Source organism: Stenomitos rutilans, assembly GCF_059505485.1.
The window spans coordinates 20,851-43,038 of the sequence record NZ_JCACKR010000085.1 but is presented as its reverse complement, the minus strand read 5'-3'; the positions used below and the strand labels follow the sequence as shown (position 1 = coordinate 43,038).

At 46.6% G+C, this 22,188-nt stretch carries 15 protein-coding genes; 10 read left to right on the top strand and 5 right to left on the bottom strand.

Going from position 1 to position 22,188, the window contains the following annotated elements; translation table 11 throughout:
- From AC5JLP_RS15330 to AC5JLP_RS15320, 3 genes are all read left to right on the top strand, one after another.
- Positions 1 to 3,773: AAA family ATPase (locus AC5JLP_RS15330; protein ID WP_496068793.1), on the top strand; the 3,773-nt coding region annotated here is incomplete at its 5' end.
- A gap of 6 nt (positions 3,774 to 3,779) precedes the next feature.
- Positions 3,780 to 4,853 (top strand): AAA-like domain-containing protein, encoded by a 1,074-nt coding sequence (locus tag AC5JLP_RS15325; protein ID WP_496068792.1) that lies wholly within the window; start codon positions 3,780 to 3,782, stop codon positions 4,851 to 4,853.
- Positions 4,850 to 5,749 (top strand): hypothetical protein, encoded by a 900-nt coding sequence (locus AC5JLP_RS15320; RefSeq protein WP_496068791.1) that lies wholly within the window; start codon positions 4,850 to 4,852, stop codon positions 5,747 to 5,749. The genes AC5JLP_RS15325 and AC5JLP_RS15320 overlap by 4 nt, the downstream gene beginning before the upstream one ends.
- Positions 5,750 to 6,204: 455 nt before the next feature.
- On the opposite strand, the gene holA is transcribed toward AC5JLP_RS15320, so the two are convergent.
- From holA to AC5JLP_RS15300, 4 genes are all read right to left on the bottom strand, one after another.
- Positions 6,205 to 7,161, bottom strand: coding sequence for a DNA polymerase III subunit delta (holA, locus tag AC5JLP_RS15315; RefSeq protein WP_496068790.1), 957 nt, complete (start codon positions 7,159 to 7,161; stop codon positions 6,205 to 6,207).
- Between the two features lie 41 nt (positions 7,162 to 7,202).
- Entirely contained in the window at positions 7,203 to 8,594 is a 1,392-nt protein-coding gene (gene dnaX, locus AC5JLP_RS15310; RefSeq protein WP_496068789.1) for a DNA polymerase III subunit gamma/tau, read from the bottom strand.
- Positions 8,595 to 8,654: 60 nt separating this feature from the next.
- Complete coding sequence (gene dnaN / locus AC5JLP_RS15305) at positions 8,655 to 9,959, bottom strand: DNA polymerase III subunit beta (RefSeq protein ID WP_496068788.1); 1,305 nt, start codon at positions 9,957 to 9,959, stop codon at positions 8,655 to 8,657.
- A 207-nt stretch (positions 9,960 to 10,166) separates the two neighbouring features.
- Positions 10,167 to 11,543 carry an ATP-dependent DNA helicase gene (locus AC5JLP_RS15300; RefSeq protein ID WP_496068787.1) on the bottom strand — a complete coding sequence of 459 codons (1,377 nt, stop codon included), beginning with the start codon at positions 11,541 to 11,543 and terminating at the stop codon, positions 10,167 to 10,169.
- Between the two features lie 197 nt (positions 11,544 to 11,740).
- Between AC5JLP_RS15300 and AC5JLP_RS15295 the strand changes: the two genes are divergently transcribed.
- The 7 genes from AC5JLP_RS15295 (at position 11,741) to AC5JLP_RS15265 (ending at position 20,846) form a co-directional block, all read left to right on the top strand.
- Positions 11,741 to 12,076 (top strand): hypothetical protein, encoded by a 336-nt coding sequence (locus AC5JLP_RS15295; RefSeq protein WP_496068786.1) that lies wholly within the window; start codon positions 11,741 to 11,743, stop codon positions 12,074 to 12,076.
- A gap of 340 nt (positions 12,077 to 12,416) precedes the next feature.
- The gene (locus AC5JLP_RS15290; RefSeq protein ID WP_496068785.1) at positions 12,417 to 14,627 is read left to right on the top strand and encodes a protein kinase domain-containing protein; all 2,211 of its coding nucleotides are present in this window, start codon (positions 12,417 to 12,419) and stop codon (positions 14,625 to 14,627) included.
- Positions 14,628 to 14,673: 46 nt separating this feature from the next.
- Entirely contained in the window at positions 14,674 to 15,573 is a 900-nt protein-coding gene (locus tag AC5JLP_RS15285; RefSeq protein WP_496068784.1) for a hypothetical protein, read from the top strand.
- A gap of 52 nt (positions 15,574 to 15,625) precedes the next feature.
- Complete coding sequence (locus tag AC5JLP_RS15280; protein WP_496068783.1) at positions 15,626 to 16,609, top strand: hypothetical protein; 984 nt, start codon at positions 15,626 to 15,628, stop codon at positions 16,607 to 16,609.
- Between the two features lie 109 nt (positions 16,610 to 16,718).
- Positions 16,719 to 17,642 (top strand): hypothetical protein, encoded by a 924-nt coding sequence (locus tag AC5JLP_RS15275; protein WP_496068782.1) that lies wholly within the window; start codon positions 16,719 to 16,721, stop codon positions 17,640 to 17,642.
- Between the two features lie 33 nt (positions 17,643 to 17,675).
- Positions 17,676 to 18,569 (top strand): hypothetical protein, encoded by an 894-nt coding sequence (locus AC5JLP_RS15270; RefSeq protein ID WP_496068781.1) that lies wholly within the window; start codon positions 17,676 to 17,678, stop codon positions 18,567 to 18,569.
- Positions 18,570 to 18,647: 78 nt separating this feature from the next.
- Entirely contained in the window at positions 18,648 to 20,846 is a 2,199-nt protein-coding gene (locus AC5JLP_RS15265; protein ID WP_496068780.1) for an FHA domain-containing protein, read from the top strand.
- On the opposite strand, the gene AC5JLP_RS15260 is transcribed toward AC5JLP_RS15265, so the two are convergent.
- Positions 20,847 to 22,139 carry a WD40 domain-containing protein gene (locus AC5JLP_RS15260; RefSeq protein WP_496068779.1) on the bottom strand — a complete coding sequence of 431 codons (1,293 nt, stop codon included), beginning with the start codon at positions 22,137 to 22,139 and terminating at the stop codon, positions 20,847 to 20,849.
- Positions 22,140 to 22,188 lie beyond the last annotated feature (49 nt).

Genomic DNA, 22,188 nt, shown 5'->3' with positions numbered 1-22,188 from the left:
CTGTCCGTGGCAGTGCAGCTATAGCGTTGGGCAATTTGGGTGATGCTGCCAAACCTTACATCCCTGACATCCTCAACCTGCTCAAAGATACGAAGCAAAACCCCTCTGTCCGTGGCAGTGCAGCTATAGCGTTGGGCAATTTGGGTGATGCTGCCAAACCCTACATCCCTGACATCCTTAATGTCCTTCAGGATCAAAGGCAAGATTCCAATCTGCGTGGCAGTGCAGCTATAGCGTTGGGCAATTTGGGTGATGCTGCCAAACCCTACATTCCTAACCTTCTTAATCTCCTTCAGGATCAAAGGCAAGATTCCAATCTGCGTGGCAGTGTAGCTATAGCGTTGAGCAATTTGGAAAGGCTGAACTTCAACAACAGTATTTTAGTGCTCAATTTACTTTATGGAGAGCCATTCGTAATCGGTAGCCAGGTATACAGTTCTAGCGAATGGCGGTTTTACACGTATTTTTTCAGCGGTGGAGATGAAGATGTCAAACGTTTGCTCGAATGGGTAGGGAAACCCAAGCAGTTGCCCAATCAACTCAACCATGACGAGGGTGTTAAAACTCTGACCGTGTTCCAGAAAGCCTGGGACGCATCAAAAGACCTCCTCGCACTGCGTGAGGATTTAGCAAACAAAATTGCGCTGGTTGCCAAGCTGGGCAAATGGCAGACGGGCGATATTACTCTGCTGCAACAGCACTACAACAATCTTAAAGCTGCCAACTCACCCAATGCGGACTCGGTGCAGGCAGCGATTGCAACGCTCAAGGTATGGCAATGGCTGCCTAGCCTCGGAACGACTATTCTGACTCATGCTGCCTTCTGGCTTGCCCTCGTCTTCGCCTACCCCAAATCGCCGCAAATTCAGGCAATTTTCTTCTGGAATCCCTGGGTTCGCACCATTCTCGGTTTTGGCTATGTCACCTTTTTACTCCAATGGGTTCCCTTCCTGCAGAGTAAGCTCTTTGAGCCATTTAAACCCTCTCTACTCGCCGACGCTGAACTCGATTACTTCAATCGCGATAACTATTTCTCAGAGTCCAACGTGAGAGCACTGGGAGTAGGGGACGAACAGCCTATCATGCAGGTCATTCCCGAAATCAAAGGGCAGGTGATTTTGGAGGGCGATTCTGGATTGGGCAAGACGATGTTTTTGCGGCATTTGCTTCAGCAATCCAAGCGCATTGTGGTCTATCTGCCTGCCACCAAATGCGCCGAGGGCGTGATTGAAGCGATTCAAAAAAAGCTGCACGGTGACGAGATCAAAGACACCAAGTTTTTGCAAAGCCTCATCTACGGCGGAGCCATTGACATCTGCATTGACAGTCTCAACGAAGTCAACCCCGACACGCGAGCCAAGATCACCCAGTTTGTGGGGAGTCACTTTAAGAGCAATATTCTCATGACCACCCAGCCGCTGGAATGGTTGCCGCCCTCCACGGTCAAAACGTATGTCATGCAGCCGCTTCAGTCAGAGCAAATTGAACGCTATTTGCGATCGCGTCAGTCTGCGTTGCCCAGAGCTGCACCTGTGCAGGGTATAGCCTATGAACAGGCGTGTCGCACCTTTTTGGAGAATATGCTGGGTGCCCAAACGCCCCTTTCCTCAGAGGAACTGAAGACCGCTCGCACCATTCTGTCGAACCCGATGGAGTTGACGTTGGCAGCGTGGATGCTGGCAGGCGGCGTGCAACCCGATTTATTTAATCTGCGTGAGCAGCAGTACAAACTGATGGCGGAAGAGTATCGCCGTACTTGGAATCAAGACTTTCCGCTGAAGCAATTTTCGGAAGCGGTTTATCAGCAGTGGTTGGTCGATCAGAAAGCGCTGCGAGCAGACAAGTTTTACAACGAACTGCTGTGCATGGAAGACGAGAAATTCCGCATGGTGGTGAGTCGGCAGTGGAAAGATGCACAAGGTGAGGCGAAGAAAGAATGGTACTTCCGCCATGACAAGATCGCCGAGTTCTTTCTGTTGAAAACCTTCTTGGGCAAAGGTGATGCCATTGAAGAGCGGCTCAAAACTCACGTCAGTGACTCTCGGTTTCGTGGAGTCTACTTTCTGTTAGCAACGCTTCTGCCTCTGGATGCGGCTCAACGCTTGCGAGAGGACTTGATCCAATACGCGGCGGATACCAAAGACCACACCGTTAGCGATACCTTTATGCAGTTATTGCGCACAAGAACAGATGTTCAAATAATAGAAGAACTTCGAGAAACTGTAGTTGCAACAGAGGGGGCATTAGAAACAAACAAACCACAGATCGTTAAAATCGAAACTGATAAGCTGACAAAACAATTTTGTAAAGCGGTTGAATTTAAAGCTCTCGAAGATGCAAAATTAGATAATAATCTCTACATACAGTTAGTGGACGCATCCAGTTTGTCTTTGAAAATCAACATATCTTCAAGGTTTCCCATCATTTATACATTTCGGAGCGAGTTTACTCAGAGCGATGTTACCGATATTTATCAGAAGCAATATCAACTTAATAGTAATCAAAATAATTTCTTTGCATTATTAATTTCATTTAATAATGCCGATAAGTTACGTCAATATGTCCATAAATCAGCTTACGCCAATGATTTTGTTGTTATTGATAGAGCTCAGTTTTTTGATATACAAACAGCATCTTCTCCAATTGATTACTTAAAAGAATGCATATTAAAACAAGTTGATTTAATTGCTATTTCGCCATATCAGTACGGTGGTCCAGTCTCCTCAAATATGTTTTTTGGTCGGGATGAAGAGAGAAAGACAATCATTCAAAATATATCAAGACATAGCTATGTGTTGATAGCTAATCGAAAGGTAGGAAAAACCTCACTAATCAGAAAAGTTGTTCAAGCACTAAACAAGCAAGAAGGATACCGCGTTTTTGACTTTGACTTGCAAAATGTTTATAGTTATGAGGATTTTTACGAAGTATTAACTGAGATTTTTCCGGAGTTTTCTATTGAGGTAAGTCAACCAGATAGTTTTTCAGCTCTAAGCTTTCAGAAGATAGCTAGAACCATTAAACAGCAATTACCACAACAGAAAATTATCTTTTCTTTTGATGAGGTCGACGAGCTTCTTGCTTATGATCTTGAGCATAACAAGGAGCAACTATTTAAAAGTTTTCGAAGCTTATCGCAAAGAAATGCTGACATTAAATTTATCTTTAGCGGAACTACAACATTAGTCAAGCAAATGTCGAACCCGGATTCGCCTTTCTTCAATTTTTGCACAGAATTACGTTTGGGACTTTTAGAGAGAAAACCTGCTCGCGACTTAGTGATAGAACCAATGGGAGGCATGAATATAGAGTTTGAAGATGAGGAGGTGATTAGTGAAGAGATTCTTTCTATAACATCGCAACACCCTAGTATTATTCAGTATGTTTGTGATCGACTTATCAGAAGAGTTAACGAGAAGCAAGAGCGTCGTATCACTAGAGAAGATCTTGATACAATCATTACCTCGGATGAATTTTTCACGTATTTTGAAAAAACCATGTGGTCACAATCCAAATCAATTGAGAAGCTCATCATATATGTCATGTTACCCTATCCAGAATTCACTGATTCTGATGTTATGGAAGAGTTTAAGAAGAGGGATCTGCCAGCAAAAGGGGTACAGATTAGCTTGAAAACTCTTTTAGCCTACTCTATTCTAAAAATGGTTAACAATAAATACTCTTTAAATTTCCGTGAGTTTGCAAAGCTGATAGAACAACAACGTGATATTCCTACGCTAATTTCAGAGTGTGTCAAAGAAACCAGGAGATGATGACAGATGAACACCTTTCAAGCAGGGGGTCCTCTGAATCCTAATGAAGCCCGTATTGCTATTATTCGTCGTGAGGAGTTTGATCGCATTATTAGACATGCTATTAATGAAAGCCTTTATATTGCTCTTAACAGCCCCCGTCAAACTGGAAAAGCGACATTGCTCAACCAAGTCCGTTGCGATCTACATGGTCAAGGTTATGGTGTAGCCTTTCTCGATTTTTCCGGACTTAACGATCTGACCAAATCGGAGTTTTATGCAACGATTTCCTCATTCATTAGAGAAGGGCTTGAAGATCTGATTGAGAGCACAGATGATAGTTTATGCCAGCAGGATATTACTGATCAAAAGGGGTTTTTTAGATACTTAGAGTGGTTGTGTAATAACACGCCAGGGCAGCGAAGAATTATTTTGATGTTTTATGGGATTGGTGAAATTCCTGAAGAAGCTTCGTTAAATTTATTTCCAACGATTAGAAGTTTCTTCACTAGAGGGGCAACGAGCCCTCAAGGAAAAAATATATACCGAAAGATTATGTTCATTTTTGCGGGTGATATCGATTTAGGGCAATTGATGCAAGGTAGAAATTCGCCTCTTCTAAACATTTGTGAGACTTTTAGCTTAAGAGATTTCTCTCTGGAACAAGTTCTTGAGTTAGCCAAGGGTTTTCAAGGCGCTATTCCTGAATTAGTTCCAAAAATTGCAAATTCTGTATACGATTGGACTAATGGTCATCCATACTTAACTCAACGCCTTTTCGAATTAATTGAAGAAACTGATACTCATAAGGGTATAGATGTAGCGCAGATCCCTGAGTTGATTAACCAATTAGTGAAAACAGAATTCATTTATGCCAACAACTCAAATTTGAATCATGTGTTCAATTACCTGAAGAAAAACACTAAATCCTATTGTGACTCGGTTTTTAACGTTCTAGATAAACCAGATCTTAAGTCAGTCTATCATGATCTTGATCTAATTACAGTTGGAGTTATTATCCGTAAGAGCGATTCATCTTTAGCCATCCGAAATAAGATTTATGAGCTAGCATTAAAGAATTTTTTTGAGTTAGAACAGTGAACTCCAATGACATGAAAAATACAAGATTACGTAGTCTTCTAAATTTATCCCTAATTGTAGTCAGCATTGTATTTATTTTCCATTTAACGACAGCAGTTGCTCAAGATCAAAATAAATTTGATTCTTCAGACTCCTTATCTGTTTCAGAGCCGCCAATCCGCCTGACTATGCTTCCTGATCAAGAAGTCGTAAAGGTGGGAGAAAAAGTTGCTATTCAAGTATTAGTGGAATCCAGTTCCATCAAAGCTGCTAAAGCGACCATCTCTTTCCCAACAACCAATTTTGAATTGCAAGGTAGCAGCTCTCAAACTTTTGATTTACCAATGGCATCACCACTTGTGTTTACATTGGTTAGCAGACGTCCTGGAAAATGTAACATGCTGATGCACGTTTCAGGAGTAAACCTGAAAACTAATAAGCAGATCTCTGTAAGCCAAAAGCTTCTAGGTCTTGAAGTGAAGGTCGCTAGCTTCTGGTGGCAAGGATTGTCTTCAAGTACTCTATCTGGAGTTTTTTTAGGAGCACTTTTGACTGTCTTAACTACATTCTTTAATGACTATAGACAGCGTCGTAAAGAAGAGGCTCAACGTCGGCATTGGTTAATAAAGATTTTGCCTACACAGCTTGAAGCAGATCGTCTTGCAATACTTGCTGAGCGAGAAACTATGACTGAATTATGGATGAGCAAACTGCTTACAGAAGGATACTACACTGATTTATGGAGGGTGGCGGAACAAAAGCAGCTTAGCTCTAATCCTGCTTCACTTCTCCTTAAGTTGGGCTTTGATGTACGAAATTATGAAAAAGATCGTGTAGATAAGCGGGTAGCATCAACGCAGCGAGAAGCTCTTGATGGGAAACTTATTGAAGTTATCGAAATACTCAGAGAGATCTGATACTGATTCTAAGTAGGGGCTGTACATAGTAGTGACTCCGGACTGAATCACTATGCCCTCTCAGTCATAGGCTCCTAAAGGGCTAAAAGCTCAAGTTAACCTATTTGAGTAGAAAGTTATCGCGCTCTTGATTCGACGAATGCTATATGACCGTTACCTTCTTCTACACCGGAAAGAAGACAACCAAATCTTTACCTTTACGTTTCAAATACCGAAACATTTGGGAGTCTTTTGCATAGTGAATCACTGCGCTTGAAAAATGATTTGATTTGTCTCCATTGCTCTTGTCCTCATTTATGCACGCCGCCTTGAATCATGACAGCATCACCAAGTTTGAGAAGTAGCTGCCGTTAACGCCGATATGATGCTTAAAAGGCAAAGATTCACTCAAAGCCTCGCCCCAAAAAGCAATAAGTGCTGTAGGCTCAATGAACTCTCCCTGATCAAGTAGATTATTAGCGCTTAAACAGATGAGCGATCGCGATCAACTTTGGCAGCACCAACGCTGCTCCCTCTCCCTGTTTCAAGGACACCTCCAAAGCCAGTAGTTGTGTCACCGCCTGAACGAGAGTATTTACAGACAGTTTGGCAACTTCCTGCCGCAGGTAGTAAAGCCGTTTGGGGTTGCCCAGTCCACAAAGGTGAGCAATTTCGGTGTCGCTACGTCGTGCGCGATCGCTGAGAGCACTTTTGACCCACAGCCAAGTGCGGCACTGTGTGAGAAGAGTCGCGACAATGACCAGCGGCACTTCTGCACGAGACATCAGTTCGTGGAGTAACCCTAGAACTTGGGACACATCGCCTTGCCGCATCGCTTCAGCCAATTGCAGACTGGTTTGAGTCTGGCAGGGGACTAGTTGCTGCACGGCTTGTTTGGTTAAGCGCTGACCTTGAGCAAACGTCGCGAGCTTTTGTAGCTCAGAGGCAAGCCGAGCGGTGTCATTCCCGATCGCCTCTACCAGATACAGCAGCACATCTTTCGGTAGAGTCAGATTGATGACTTTGGCTTGATGGGTGATCGCATCCGCAATCAAGTCCGTTCGCCACGGTGGAATGAGAACAAACTCCTGTAAGGTGCCATGTTTAAGCAGATGTTTGACAACTTTCAATCGCTTATCGATTGAAGCGGCAGTAAAAACCAGCGTGGTTGTTTCTGGTAAATGAGCAATGATTTGGAGTTGTGCAAGCTGCTGTGCGCCAAAGTGATAGAACTGGCACTGCTCAACGACAACAACTCGCAGCATATCGCCCAGAGGTGGCGTTTGAGCCGTCATCAACGCATCTGGTAGTTGGGCTGCACTAAAAGCATGGCAGTTGAATGCCTGCCAGGTTGAATGGAGCGATCGCTTGAGCTTTGTAAGCGCCTGGTTCAGAGTATAGGTATCGTCACCCACAAAGATATGTACTGGCATAAGCGTGACAGTTTAAACATCAAGTCATTAGTCAAAAGCAATTACCGAACTACCGTCATGGCTTTGAAAGCGATGGTGATCGGCTGGTTTGATTGCATTGCCTTTTGCAGCAGCTTGCTGATTTTGTCTGCATGCGCTTCAAACTTGCTCACGTCCGTGGGGCTAACCCGCACAACTGCCTGATTCTCCTTCAAGGTGACGAGGGTTGCTTTTTCCAGCAGCCGTCGAGCATTGGGTTGAGCCGTCACTAGAACCCTCTCCCAGACTTCCTTGAGATTTGAAGTACTATTGCCATGCGTTTGTTTGCCGTGAGAGGGCACAACTTGTGACGTTCCTTTGGAAAGGGGCATTCGCTGCGGCATCAGGTTCAACAAGCAAACCTCCAGCCAGACGTGAGCATTGGCAGTGTAACGTAACTGGTTTTCTGCTGTTTGCAGGTGTGTTAGTCCGGCTTGCAACGTCTCATCACTCCATTGGTCAGCCAGCGATCGCAAATTGCCCCGATTGATGGGGCTAGTGAGCAAATCTGCTTCGCTGGGTGCGGCTTTGAGAATCAGTAAATCGCGATAGCTCTGGAGCAAGGTGCTGAGAATGAGTCGTGGCGCTTTGCCAGCATCCAGCAAGCTGCGAGAAGCTTGCAGCAATTTAAAGGTATTGTGGTTGGCGAGCGCATCAAAGAGGTTGAGCAAATCGCTTTCACTCACGCCGCCTGCCAGCTCAATGATTTGGCTAGCGGTGACTTCACCACTGAGCAAACTTGCCTGTGCCAGCAGTTGCAGGGCATCGCGCATACCACCCTCACACAAACGGGCGATCGCTTTCAGCGCCACGTCTGCGATTGCAATGCCTTCAGCGTCTGCAATCTGCCTGAGCTGACTGGTAATGACTTGAGTGGCAAGAGCGCGAAATTCAAACCGCTGACAGCGACTGGCGATCGTCGGCAGCACTTTGTGTAATTCGGTCGTACACAAGATGAACACCACATGGGACGGTGGTTCCTCAATGCACTTGAGTAAAGCATTTTGAGATTGGGTCGTTAATTGGTGGCATTCATCCAGGATCACAATCCGGTAACGTCCCAATACTGGAGCTAGATTGACCATGTGAGTGAGTTCGCGTGCCTCATCAACGCCATTGTGTGATGCCGCATCAATTTCGGTCACATCCAGACTATTGCTCCACTCAATCGAGCGGCAGGACTGACAGGTGCCGCAGGGAGTGACGGTTGGTGCTTCGTCACTGAGGCAATTGAGCGACTTGGCAAAAATACGAGCCGTGCTGGTCTTACCTGTACCTCTAGAGCCGTTGAACAGGTAAGCAGGGGCGATCTGTTGATAGGCGATCGCATTGGTCAGCGCCGTTTGCACATAGGGTTGCCCGACCAGTGCTGCTAAGGTTTGGGGACGGTAAGCAAGATGAAGTGGTTGGGTCATAATTTTTTGGATCGCATGAATGGGTTCTTGGGCATCGCCAAACAACTAAAGTTGACCAAATCAGCTTGCTGCTTCAGTTTCATCGGCTGATGCCATTACTGCTGCATCAGTTACTTCTTTGGGTGCTGTTTGAGTTGCTCGTTCCCGGTCAAACAACGGCATGACAAAGTAGGTGGCTTCCAGATTGAGTTCTGGGACTTCCACAGCACCAGCAGAGCAAATCTTCACGGGAGTATTGGGCTGATCCAGCACCAACTTCAGAGCACTACTGCCCAGTGCTTTAATCACATTCAACAAATATTTGACATTGAACAGCAGTTCCATCCCATCCACATCGTCAGATAGTATGGCAGACATCATCTGTTGTCCCTTGCCATACTCACGCTCGATCGAGAGCGTCACCATTTGCGTTGCCTGGTCAAAGCATAGCCGCACAGCATGTTCTTTCTTGTCTGCCAGTACTGCCAGTCGATCCAACCGAGCCAGCAAATCATACTTGTCGAGCGTCACCTGTTTAGGATATTGATAGCGGTTCAGCAGCGCTTGGCAGTCGGGATAGTCGCCTTCTAAACATTGACACAGCAATTGTTTCGTAATACCACTATCAGTCACCGCAAACGAGACTCGATTCGATTCGCTGACAAACTGCAAAGGAGTATCGAGTTTAATTTTTTCCAAGGTTCGCGTCAGTTCTCTCAGCGCCTTGATCGGAATCGTGCAGCGAATGTCGTCAACTGGTTGTTTTGATTGGCGGCGTTTTCTCCCGATGCCACTGAGATCCAGGTTGATCATAGCGACCTGATGCCCATCGGTTGCCGTGCATTGAAGCGTTTGCTGCGTTGGCTTGAGTACCCAATGTAAGCCAGTCAGAATACGCTTTTCTTCATCCGTACAGATCGCAAACAGGGCACCCTGAATGCCTGCTTTCACCACTTTTGCTGGCAGTTCAAGCGGCTTGCCGTTGATAGCCACGATCGGTGGAAACTCATTCGCATCTATACCGCGCAGGTCGGTCACGCCGTTTTCCTCATCCACTAACTGAGCGTGGTAATCGATGGCATTGCCTGTTCCCTGAAGTGTGCTGGTTTGCGTGGTCAAGGTCAACATACCAGTCGGGCATTTACTCACCACATCTGCAAAAATCTCCGCAGGCAAGCTAATCTCACCACCATTAATCACCTGTGCTTCTAGAGCGGCGTTCAGGGTCAAGGTCAGGTCAGAAGCCGTTAGAGTCACCTGTTGCTTGGCTTCATTAGCAGACAGTAAGACATTGGTCAGCACGGGCTGATTGGTGCGGTTGGGCACAGCGGCTTTGACAAAGGCAAGGGCTTCGCTCAAAGTTTCCTGTTTACATACCAAATGCATGTGCTGTCTGATTTCAGGGTCAGCGGTTAAATTAGGATCAGCAGTCTTGGAACTGCGCCGCTTTGAGGCTGTTCGTTGGCTTGCACCGTTAGAAGATGTTTTTGTTGATCTGGTTCGTTTTTCCGTTGCAGTATTCATTCGCATCGGGATTTATTTTTGTTGCTACGTCCTGTTCTGGCGGCGGTAGCAGGAGCACATGCAACAAACTCAGCAAATCAGTACTCGTTGTTGAGCGCGGCTGGCGCTTACATACCAGAGCCGATTATGTTCCTTAACTTTGGCTTTGCGTTCTGCCGACGTGTCTGCCCGGTCCGGGTTCAAGCGTTTACTCAAGTCAGCCCCATCAATACCCACTTCTCGGAACGTCGAACCCTGTGAGTTATGGACGGTCAGGGCAAAGCAGGGGCGTACATTCGCAAAGGTTTCTAAATGCTGATAATAGCGCCGCCACAAGAAGGGTGTCCGTTTAGCGCTTGCCAGCAGTTGTTCAGCTTCCAGATCAAAGCGGGGTTGATCTGCTTCATGAAGGGCATAAAGCTGTTTCTGCAATCCCTCATCCAACTCGACGACCAAACGCCACGCCTGATAGCCTGCATAACGGTCTTCGTGGCTTTCGCGCACCGTGAACTCCGTTGAAGTCTGCATGAGGATCGTTTTACGATCCGGGGCATAAATCGGGTCACGAGCAATCAGACGCTCATGCCTCATAAAGCGAGGTGAGTGGTTGCCATACAGATGCGAGCGAATTTGCTGGTTGTAATCATCCACCTGATGATTCGTCCAGCACAACACTCGAAAGCGATCGGGGTCTTGAGCAAAGTACTGTGTGATTTGTTTGCAAGCATGTTGCAGCAGGCGAGAGCGTCTCACGAGTAATGCGCCTTGATGTTTGTTGGGAGAAGCCAAGGCAAATGGTTTAAAGGGCACTTTCGTTTTGATGACTGCCTGACGACAGGTCGTGACGAACTCCAACAGTGGGTTATCTTTACCCTGGCGCACTACATGGGTCAGTACCGCCTTGTCAGGCACGTTGAAAGCAGGCGATCGCCCCTCATTGACTGGATTTAATTGCGCTGGGTCACCCATGAGAATAATTTTGGGACGCTTGGCAGCAAAGAGCTGAGGACTGGTGCCAGCCGCGATCTGCTCAATAAAGTGCCAAAGCTGTTGATCGACCATGGAACATTCGTCAATCACCACTAAATCAAAGAGTCCGGCATAGTTCACGCCGGTCTGTTGCAGGACTTTCTCTTCGCCTCGTCGTGCCAGACTCAGCCCCATGAGAGCGTGGACGGTCATAAAGTCTACCCCTGTAATGTCTTGCTCACTTGCCATTCGGCGCAGCACATTCACGGCTTTGTGGGTCGGAGCCGTCATCACAAGGCGCTTGCCTTGCAACAGTAGTTCCTTCACAAGCTGGAAAATGCAGCGGGATTTGCCCACACCAGCATAGCCAGCCAGTAGAAACAGATAAATGGAAGTCTGGTTCATGAACCAGGAGAGCTGATCCAGAGCTTTGACCTGCTGCTCCGTCGGCTGAAACTCCGCTTCCAGCGGCAAGGTTGGCACAAGCGGCTGAGACATAATATCCCCCTCAAAAGCGATTGCCGCACCGTGCAGCGGTAGCTGGGGCGAGGCATGAGATCAGTTAGAGTTTGGCAAGCAATTTGGTTGAGTTCGGGCACCCACAAAGCTCTTTCTCGACACAATCTGCCCTAAGACCTATGAATTTGTTTGTTTTCGGTCATTAAAAGCAAGGTGTAGCAAGGTGTTTTCTCAAGATGAAGCAGATTTATTTTCAAGGACGATCCTGCCAGGTATCTGTCGATCGCTATGCCAACGGAAATATTGCCTTGTATTTAGTTGGGCTTGACTACAACGAGCTCATCGCTACCTGTACGGTCGATGTCCCTGGTTATGAACTTTTAGAAGATGAATGCTTGATCAAGTCCCATGCAGAAAATACAGGAATGCTGGAGACATTAGTTGATCTGGGGATTATAAAGGCTCTGGGAATTATGTTGCCGTATACCCGATTGGGAGCGATTGCCCATCTTTGTCAAATTGCATCAATTCCAGTAAGGTCAAATCATCTAACAGAACTTAGGATTGTATAGTTTTAGTCTAGAGTGAATAAATTATAAGAAGTAAACCAATGGATGAAATGAACTCAACGGTAGTATCGAATCATTAATCTTAAATAACAAGCTCTCAAATGTTCTGACTGCTCTAGCTCACCGTTTCCAACAGCAGAGGATTGCAGGATACTTATCAGTTTCAGTGCTCCATCTCTCAAAGGGATGGAGCACTTCTTTGTAATGCTATGGAATATAACTTGACTTTGCTCTCCAAAATAAGATTTTACCCTTATGACAACTTACCGAGTGAATAAGTCTGTGCGGCTAAACCAATGAGTCAACAGGAGCTCGATTCAACGGCACTAAAGGAGAAAGCAAAATGTCTAGTTGCACAGCTATCAATCAATTACTCAACGATCGCTACAAAATCATCAAACCTTTAGGAAAGGGCGGTATGGGACATACATTTGTTGCTGAAGACACTCAGCGCCCCAATCACCCGGAATGCGTGGTCAAACAACTGAAGCCTGCAAGTACCGATCCGAACTTTTTGGTGACTGCCAGAAGGCTCTTCAACAACGAAGCGATGATTTTGGAAAAACTGGGTCGGGCAGACGACCGGATTCCTCAGTTGCTGGCGTATTTTGAGAAGGAGGAAGAGTTCTATCTAGTTCAGGACTTCGTTGATGGTCACCCACTAACCACTGAAATGCCCCTTGGAGAGCGCTGGTCTGAAGCTCAGGTCATCCAACTTCTCAAAGACGTGTTAAGCATCTTAGAAGTAGTTCATCAGCATAGTGTAATCCACCGTGATATCAAACCTGAAAATCTAATCCGACGGAAGGACGGCAAGATCGCCCTGATTGATTTTGGCGCAGTGAAGACAATTCGACTTCATCAAGCGGCGGCTTCAGGTTTGATTAGCGTATCAATCGGGATTGGCACCCCTGGCTATATGCCAACTGAGCAAGCGAAAGGAAAGCCCCGTCCTAACAGCGATCTTTATGCATTGGGAATGATCGCGATTCAGGCGTTGACTGGAATGCTACCAACCCAATTGAGAGAAAGTGATGATGGCGAGGTGATCTGGCGCGAACAGGCAGAAGTCAGTGAGGCACTGACAGTCTTCCTTACCCGGATGGTACGTTATCACTTTAAGGAGCGCTACGAAACAGCAAGTGAAGCACTACTAGCACTGAATCAACTCTCTGCTGCGGCACAATCGGCATCACCATCAAGTCACTCATCAGCCTCATCAAGTCCGGGTTATACACCAACAGAGTTGAACGGTAGCGATGAAAAGGCATCGAACCCCCGAACTAAGCATGAAGCTAAAGCAGAAGTTTGGGTCGGTGGAAACGGCTCTGATGCCTCTTCCAGTCAGGTTCAGACTCCAACCGAACCCGTCTCCCCTAAGGCAAAACTAACGCCATCTAATGCCTCATCGAAAAAGAACGTGCTCATTGGTGCAGGGGTTGCTGTTGCGATCGCGGGTCTGATCGCAGGCGTTAGCTTCATGTCCATCAAAAACCAACAAGAGCAGTCACTCCAGCAGATTCAGGCGTTGCACGAAAGCGATCGATTCGATGAATGCATAGACAAAGCAAAGACGTTTCCGGGCTTCCAATCAGAGCTTTCTACAAAAGCACAGGCGATCGCGGGTGATTGCCAAGTTGCCAAAACGCAACAGCTTGCTTTAGAGGAGATTCAGAAGCTGAGAGCCGACAACAAACATGAGGAAGTCATCAGCAAAGCGAAAGCATTTTCTGGACCACAATCAAAGTTCTCTAAGCAAGCACAGAATCTTGCAGACGAAAGCCAGCTAGCTCTTGCTCAACAATTGGCAAAAAAAGGTAGCTATGAGAAGGCGATTGCTGTTCTGACCCAAATTGCATCAGATGCTCCTAGTGCTGTAGTTGGAGAAGCGCAGAAATTAAAGGTAGAGTGGTCTGAGCGTATATACACACTTGCTGAGGAGAAATATCAAGCAGCAAGGAATGATGAGGAATTTAAGAATGCTTTAAAGATTGCAAAAGCAATTCCTCAAGGTAGCTCCGCCTATGAGAAAGCTAAGGTAGCGATGCAGCGATGGAATCAAGCTGAACAGCAAAATAGAAGTGACGCTTCAATTGCTGAAAATGCTCTAAAAGCTAAAGACTGGGAAACCGCTCGTGCCGCTGCCAATCGCCTTGTGAGTAGCCCTGCTAAGTATTGGCAACAAAGAGCAACAACAATCATTCAAGAAGTGGACAAAGCGACCTTACCTATTTTGAAGCGTGAAGGTGTTTTAGATAATAACTCTCCACGCCGAGAGCAAGATGGAACTTCATATCAGGATTACACGTTTGAGGGTAGTGCTAATCAAGTCATAACCATCATGATGGAGAGTTCAGACTTTGATACCCGCCTCTTTCTAGTAGGCTCAAATGATCAAGTGATTGCAAAAAGTGATGATGCATTCAGGAACAACTACGACGCTGCAATTCGCAGTTTTACCTTGCCAGCGGCAGGAACCTATCGTATTCGTGCAAATGCTTACTCTCAACAGGGGCGAGGACGTTTTCTTCTGACTGTGCTCAACAGTAAGTAGAAAGTTAGATCAACGTCAAACTTCATAACCAGGAGGATGTTTAGTCATGTCTAATCTCAGCACTGTAGATCAACTTGTTGAACAGAACGAAGCCAGAGTGCAAGCATTGTCTACCGAAGCCGATCGCGCCGTTAATTGCGTTAGCAACATTGAGCAACTAATTGCCAGCCTGAACTCAACCCTAGCCTCTACAGGTCAAGAGGCACAAGCCAAAGTTGAAGCATTCAATGCTGCTCTAGAGACGGCAGAGCAGACGCTAGAAAATGACCTGCAAACCGCAAAAGAAACGTTGGATAGCTGGCAGCAAAAAGTGACCGAACTAGATGAGCAGGTAGAGACACTGACGAATGAGGTCAAAAGCCAGTTAGCAGAGTTTAGAGATCACGTTGAATCGACACTGACAGAACTAGAATCTGAGGCGGAAGCCGTTAAGACTGAGTTCGGCGAGTTGGCTCAACATGTTCAGGAAGTAGAGACGGCAGCGAGTGAGCAGGCTGAAACGATCAAAGGCAATGTTGAAGCCGTTCACGAAACAGCTAATACTGCTCAGGCTGCTTTTGTGGAGCGCAAGACCGAATTGATGGAACAGTTTGAAACGCTGGAGACAGAGCTTCAGGAAAGGCTAGAGGACATTGCCCAGGCATTTGAGACTCTAACTCAGAGCAGCACTGAAAACAAAGAAGCACTAGAAAACACGCTCGATTCCACTGCCGATGAGGTTGAGGGCGAAATTACTCAGACGTTCGCTGAAGAAGTTCAGAGCCAACTTTCTGAGTCCATCGAAACATTGCAGGGAGCGATCGCAAGCCTGGGTGATGTGGGTGAGTCAGCCAATGACTTGTTGAACGGACAACTCGGCGATGTGGTCAACAGCATCAATGACGTACTGGAAGTGGTCAAACCCGTGCTGGATATTTTGGAACAGGCGAAGAGTGTCCTGGGTTAATTTCGCTTACAACACAGTGCTCACAACACAGTAGCAAAGGAGGCTTTTAATCATGGCGATCGCACAAGAAATTAGTCAATCCCTTGACCAATCGGCTGAGAATTTAACTCAACTTTTGAATGCTCTAGACCAAGCCTATGACCAACTCACCGCCGTTTGCGAAGAGTTGGAAGCGGGTGACGAAACCCTCAGCCAAGTGCCTGAAGCCGTCAACACTGCTCTGTCCCAGTTCGGCGAGGCTTTGCAAGCGAGTGAGGAGGAACTCCAGACTCAGCAAGAAGACGTTAGTTCAACGCTAAATGAATGGCAACAGGCAGTTTCGGAGATCGGGGAAAAGCTCGATGAAATGAATCAGACGATCGAGTCAGCTCAAACGACTCTGGAAACAGAAGTGAACAACCAGCAAACAGAAATCGATGGCGATCTAACAGAAGTCAAAGCCGCTCTTACTGAGATCAAGGCGGTACTGGAGGAAACTGGGTCTGAGCTGACTCAGGCAAAGGAAACTACAGAACAAACTTGGACGGAAGTCGCGGAAGCAATTTCACAGATCCAGGAAGACTTAACGGCATTGCAATCTACTGTTGAAGGAGACTTTGAGCAGGTCGCGACGGCGGTTGGGGAGACTCATCGATCGGCGATCGAAACAGTGATGAGCGAGTTTGGTGAACAGATTAGCCAAACTCAGGTGACTGAAGTTGAAAATCACTTCAGTCAGTTTGAGACGGAGTTGACGACAGCCTACGAAACTTACAAAACTCAAGCGGGTGAGTTGGGTAGCCAATTGCAGGAACAAGCTTCTGAAGTCTTCAGTACTGTGACTGAACATTTCGAGGACTCACTAAGCGATAGTCTTCAAACCGTATTTCAGGACGCGATGGATGATGTTGTTCAATCAATCGTTACTGAAGTCGGTGAATCACTGGCAATGATGTCGGTTGGCTCAACCATCACTGGAGCGCTGACTCCCATCCTGCCAGAGATTGCAATTGCGAAGGTCGCTCTGGAAGCATTCCAAGCATTGCCATTTGTGTAATTCAAATTAAGTGCAGTGCTAGGACACATTGATTGTTGTATTCACCAGGATTTGCTAATCCTGCTCAGGTCGTACTGTCCAAAATTTGATCATATAGGAGGTTAGAACAATGGATGATGCAAGTGCAGTATTGGCTCAGGTTGCCGCTCAAACACCAGAAAAACTAAACCAACTGGTTGAGGGAGCAACCGAAATTCAAACGGCTGTTGATGAACTGGAAACTCACTTACAGGAAAAGCAAACCGAGCTAGAGTCTCTGCTTGAACAAATTACCACTGCAATCGGAGAACTGAAACAAGAAACTTCTGCCTGGCAAAGTGAAGCAGAGGGGGCGATCACTGAATTAGAAACTGACGCGGAAGCCTTTAAGGACGTTTTTGAGCAAGCGCAAACAGAATTAACGACAGAAATTCAAGCGGCTCAGGAGCATCTCACCACTCTGAAGGACGCGATCGACGAAAGCAAAGCAGCTGTGGAAACGGCACATGAAGCTACCAGCGAAGGATTGTCTCAGGTGCAGGAGAAGCTGCAAACCGCTCAAGAGCAACTAAGCTCTGCTCAAGAAAACGTCAATCAAGGGATTGAACAGTTGCAGGAAACGCTACAAACGACTGAAACGACGACTGGCGAGAAGGTGCAAACCTTAACAGAGTCAGTTGGAGAAGTGGAGCAGTCGTTGTTAGAACAAATCCAAGCAATGCAGGAGCAGTTTACAGAGTTGCAGGACGGTTTGACAAGCAAACTAACTGAGATTGTGGAAAACACGCTTCAGACCGAAGTAACCAGCTTGCTCGATGAAACTCAACAGCAGGTGGATGGTGAAGTCAAAGACCTTGGAGAGGGTGCGGTTCAACAGATCACTGAAGTGATTGGCGCAATGTCTGAACAGGTGACTGGAGCTAAGGAAGAAACCGCCTCGGGACGGGAGTTACTCGACCCATTGTTTGATCAACTTGATGGTTTTATCAGTCCGGTCGAGGATGCGATCGAGGCTGTCAAATCGGTTGTGACCAAGTTTATTCCTTGGGGTTAGTTAATCAATAGTAAACAAAAGGAGGATTGAAGCATGGCTGATTTCAACACGATCGCAAACGATACCGTGACGAAATTGACTGAACTGTTAGAACAGACAGAACAGGTGCATTCGACTATGGACGAATCACGCGAACAGCTAACCACCATCAGTGAGCAACTTGATACCAACTGGGCAAGCTTGACTGAACGGGCACAGGCTTTGTTAGAAAAAGTTGGCACTGCCAAAGAAGAACTAGCTGATGGAGTGCAGCAAGGCACTGAAGCTGTAACTCAACTCAAAAGCAAACTTGAAACTGCCAAAGGTGAATTGGATCAGGAGCTTGAACAAACCAAAACAGCGATCGGTCAACTCAGCAGCAAGGTTGAAGCTGTGCCCGATGCACTGGAGGACGTTTTTCAGACGGCTGAGGAAGCTTTCACAGCGCTAAAAGAAAAGCTGGGCGAACTTGAGCCTGAGCTGGAAGAAACCGTTTCGCAGGCTGAGGAGTACCTGCTCAATGAATTTAGCAACGAGCTAGAAACTCATCAGACTGAAATCGACGATCGGCTGACGGCAATGACGGCTCAGGTTACGGATTGTTTGCCCCAGCTTGCAGCAAACGTTGAGGAGTTTGCAGGTCAAGTTGAGGAATTGCTGACTCAACTCACCGATAAATTGCAAGAGTTGGGCGAGTCAGCCGAGCAATCGACGCAGGCTGCTATTGAACAAGTCGGTGAGTTTCAGCGAGAAGGCATTGGTGAGTTATTGAATAGTGTGAACGAGTTATCCCAACTCATGGAACAGTTCGGCAGTGTGATTGAAACTACGACTGAAACGGTCATGACCACCCAAGATGCCTTAATGCAAGGGGTTGAAACCACCAACATGGGTCTAGAAGCAGCGATCGGCGTTTTTGAAGAGGTTCTAGATATTCTCCAGCTCTAATGCCAGGTCTACTGCCAGTGCTTTCAACCCTGTTAATCGCTCACAAATATTCTGACAATCTTATCCAGGTAACCAGCCATGTCTGCCAAAACTGACAAATTAGCCAAGGGTATTCAGGACGTAAAACAATTTGTGGTAGCTCATGCCTCTAGCATGGCTTTCAATGGCATCAGCAAGGCGCTACAACAGCTTGAGACTTCACTTAGCACGGGGATGCTGATGGTTCAAATTGTCAGCCATGAGCGATCACAGGCAGAAAGACTGCAATCTTTACTGGCCAAAACAATACTCATCGAAAAGTACCAGGTGAGAGCCGATATTTTACCTGATCTGCCAGCTTTGGATGCTCCACTACCGCCGCCCACGCTGATACTTCGCTCCAGTGGTTTAACCGGACAACCGCTCTGCTATGCAGTATCGCCTGCTCAGAAGCAAGTGATTGGACGCAATCCTAATGCCGCGCAGATTCTCTTGCCAGATAGCCTTAGCCTTGTCAGCGGTTGTCATGCAGAATTTTGGTACTCAGAAGATGGCAAGTGGCAAATTCGCGATCGCAGTAGCAAAAATGGAACGTATCTTAATGGTAGTGAGCAAGCATTGGAAGGCTGGCAGCAGCTAAAAGTGGATGATCGCCTTTGCCTTGGGTCTTCCAAGAACGCAATTGGCAGTGTTACTCTAAATGTTGATGTTTCTGATCAGGCAGCTACTGCGATCGCTGAAGCCCGTAAGCTCTTGAATTGCAACGTCGTGTGTTTAATTGTAGACTTGAGCCAACCGTTTGCAGAAGGTGATCAGCGCTTCGTTGCGCAGGCGGTTCAAACCTCGCTTACTAAAGTGTTCGTGATTGATGCTACTCCTGCTGTGACCTCTCCTGTAGTAGCCAGGAAAAACTTAACTAATCTGGAGCACTGGCTTAACAGTCAGCCTTATCGCGCTCAAATCGAGTTAGTTCCCCTATTATTGCAACCGATTGCTCCCATCCCAGGAGCAACTGTGTGGATGCCCCATGCTCAACCTAAATTCGAGCAGTTCTATCAGATTCTAGAAACTCTAGCAAACGACAAGGCAGAGGAGATGCTGCTTCAGCGAGTTACCACTCAGTTGCTGATGCAGATAGCTGCAATTGAAGCGGTGCTGAGCAATCAAGCAACAGAGCTGACTCAACAATTGCAGCAGGAGGAAGAAAAGCTGCTAGAGCTTAAACCCGCAGTCCTGAGAGAACAATTGAGGAAAACACTGGCAAAACTTAAAGAGGATAAAGATCAATTCTTTAAGCAAGCAAAGGATGACATTAGCCAATCCAAAACAGCATTGCTTAACGGTTTGATCAAAGGTAGCCTGACTCATAAAATTCAGCAGTTTTCTAAGGATTTGCAGCCTCAAGTGGTGAGCGATCGCTCTGGCTACCGTCAAATTCAGTTGCAAATTGATGATTCTGAAGATGTGCATACAGTTGCTACAAGACTCTGTAGATCTGAACTTCAGAGATGGTTCCATTCCGAATGGCACAAAGTCTGCAAACATCACAATGGAGATGGACTGCAAGGACTGTATCAGCGCAGTTATGCAACGCTAGGCTTTATTCCAAATTTTGATCTAGCAAGTATCTGGTTAAAAGATGCTTCCACCGTTGATGATCAACCTGTCTTAAGTACTCCAGTAGTAGAACTAGCTTGCGAATCTCGATTCAAGCAGCCCAGCCTATTCGGTTATCTGTTTAAGAATATCAAAGGTCAGGTTATATCATCGCTTGCAACCTTGATGCTGGTTGTGCAGATAGTTCCAGACGAAGTTCTTGGTAGCAAAATAAACCCCAATCAAAACAGCAATTCTGGTCAGGCTACTAATCCAGCTCAGGTAGTCAAAGAAATCAAAAAATCTCTACTGATTGCGCTGTTACCAACAGTTGCCATCCTAAGTTACGTCTCATACAAACATGACAGGGAAGTAAAACTGGAAGAAGAAACTGAGAAGCTTCAGAAAGAGACAGTCAGTTATTATCAATCACTCACAAAGAATCTGACTGAACAGTTGGAGATGGACTTGCGAGAGGCTTTAGAGGGTGAGGAGAAGCGATTTCGGGAGACACTTGAAATTGTCAATGAGCAGGGCATAGCTCACTTGAGCGAACTCGAAAAAAATCAGACCCAGGCAAAAGCTCAGATTGAGTCGCGTAGAAAGGCTCAACAGGTTGCTTTAGAGAAGGATCAGGCTGAACTCCAAAGACTGAGGCGCGATGTTTCTACCAGCAACAAAGTGGCTCAAGTCAAGGGCTAGTTACACCTGCCAAACTCTAACTGTGTTATGCTCACAGCCACCAGCAAGCCTCTGACCATCAAAGCTAAAGGCGATGCTCCCTAACTGCCAGGGTTGACCCGGAATCACTCGAATTTCCTGATTCGTTTGCAGGTTCCAGAGCCGAACAGTTTTGTCATCAAGAGCGATCGCCAGCAGTATTCCATCTGGGCTAAACATCAAGGCGTTTGCAGGAGAGCGAAAGACTGATATTGTTGAAGTTTCCTCTCCAGTATCAAGGTGCCACAGCTTGATGGTTCGATCGGCACTCCCGCTGGCTAGCACTTGGCTATCCGCGCTAAACGCCAGAGCAGTGACTGCCATCTTGTGCCCGGTCAGCGTTTGAGTCACCTCAGTTGTTACCAAATCCCAAAGCTTGATGGTTTTATCGGCACTGCCGCTAGCAAGCAGGCTCTCATCGGGGCTAAATGCCAGAGCATTAACACCCATGTTGTGACCAGTGAGTATGCGGACTTCCCCACCTGTATTAACATCCCAAAACTTAATCACTTTGTCCGCACCCGCACTGGCAAGAAGTTGGCGATCAAGGCTAAAGGCGATCGCGTTAACGGCTTGTTTATGCCCCGTGATCGTCAAAACTTCTTCGCCTTCATCGAGATTCCAAAGTTTGATGGTTTTGTCCGCACTTGCACTGGCAAGCAGATTTCCATCAGCACTAAATGCAACTGCACGAACGTCTTCTGAATGCCCTTCAAGCGCATAAATTGTACTATCGTTCGCTAAACTCCACAGACTCCTTTGTGCAGGTACAGTGGCAGCAGTTGCTGAACCACTAGAGGTGCTTGTCGTAATCAGACGAGGTGGTGACGTTGGAACACTTGCCGAGGCTGGTGGTGGGGACAAGGTCTGGCTTAGGAACGGGATTGGTTCAATGGAAGTGTCTGGTTTTTGAAGAGTTTGGTCGAACTGAGAACGTTCCTGAGACTCAAACAAGAATTCGGGTCCATCTTTGCCGAGCATGATACGATCGCCTGACTGTAAAACTTGACAGCCTTGCAACCGTATTCCATTGACATAGGTGCCATTTGCCGAGTTGCGATCGCAGAGTTCCCATTGCCTCTCTGCACCCGGTTCAATCGTCCGAATCGATGCATGGAGCCGAGAAACAGAAGGAGAGTCAACCATAATACGGCAGCTTAAATCACGCCCCAAGGTCGTTTCGCTGTCTGTCGTAAGTATATAGACCGCACCTTCGGCTTTGTTTGAATTATCTGCGGCAAAGCGCTTGAGTTGAGCAACCATCTGTTTTATCATCGCCAATTCGTCAAGCTTATCAGGTCTTTGTTTTGCCAGTGAATAAACT

Excerpts from the sequence above, each read along its gene's own strand:
- AC5JLP_RS15325 (WP_496068792.1), top strand. The coding sequence starts at position 3,780 with ATGAACACCTTTCAAGCAGGGGGTCCTCTGAATCCTAATGAAGCCCGT.
- holA (WP_496068790.1), bottom strand. The coding sequence starts at position 7,161 with ATGCCAGTACATATCTTTGTGGGTGACGATACCTATACTCTGAACCAG.
- dnaX (WP_496068789.1), bottom strand. The coding sequence starts at position 8,594 with ATGACCCAACCACTTCATCTTGCTTACCGTCCCCAAACCTTAGCAGCA.
- dnaN (WP_496068788.1), bottom strand. The coding sequence starts at position 9,959 with ATGCATTTGGTATGTAAACAGGAAACTTTGAGCGAAGCCCTTGCCTTT.
- AC5JLP_RS15300 (WP_496068787.1), bottom strand. The coding sequence starts at position 11,543 with ATGTCTCAGCCGCTTGTGCCAACCTTGCCGCTGGAAGCGGAGTTTCAG.
- AC5JLP_RS15295 (WP_496068786.1), top strand. The coding sequence starts at position 11,741 with ATGAAGCAGATTTATTTTCAAGGACGATCCTGCCAGGTATCTGTCGAT.
- AC5JLP_RS15290 (WP_496068785.1), top strand. The coding sequence starts at position 12,417 with ATGTCTAGTTGCACAGCTATCAATCAATTACTCAACGATCGCTACAAA.
- AC5JLP_RS15285 (WP_496068784.1), top strand. The coding sequence starts at position 14,674 with ATGTCTAATCTCAGCACTGTAGATCAACTTGTTGAACAGAACGAAGCC.
- AC5JLP_RS15280 (WP_496068783.1), top strand. The coding sequence starts at position 15,626 with ATGGCGATCGCACAAGAAATTAGTCAATCCCTTGACCAATCGGCTGAG.
- AC5JLP_RS15275 (WP_496068782.1), top strand. The coding sequence starts at position 16,719 with ATGGATGATGCAAGTGCAGTATTGGCTCAGGTTGCCGCTCAAACACCA.
- AC5JLP_RS15270 (WP_496068781.1), top strand. The coding sequence starts at position 17,676 with ATGGCTGATTTCAACACGATCGCAAACGATACCGTGACGAAATTGACT.
- AC5JLP_RS15265 (WP_496068780.1), top strand. The coding sequence starts at position 18,648 with ATGTCTGCCAAAACTGACAAATTAGCCAAGGGTATTCAGGACGTAAAA.
- AC5JLP_RS15260 (WP_496068779.1), bottom strand. The coding sequence starts at position 22,139 with ATGATAAAACAGATGGTTGCTCAACTCAAGCGCTTTGCCGCAGATAAT.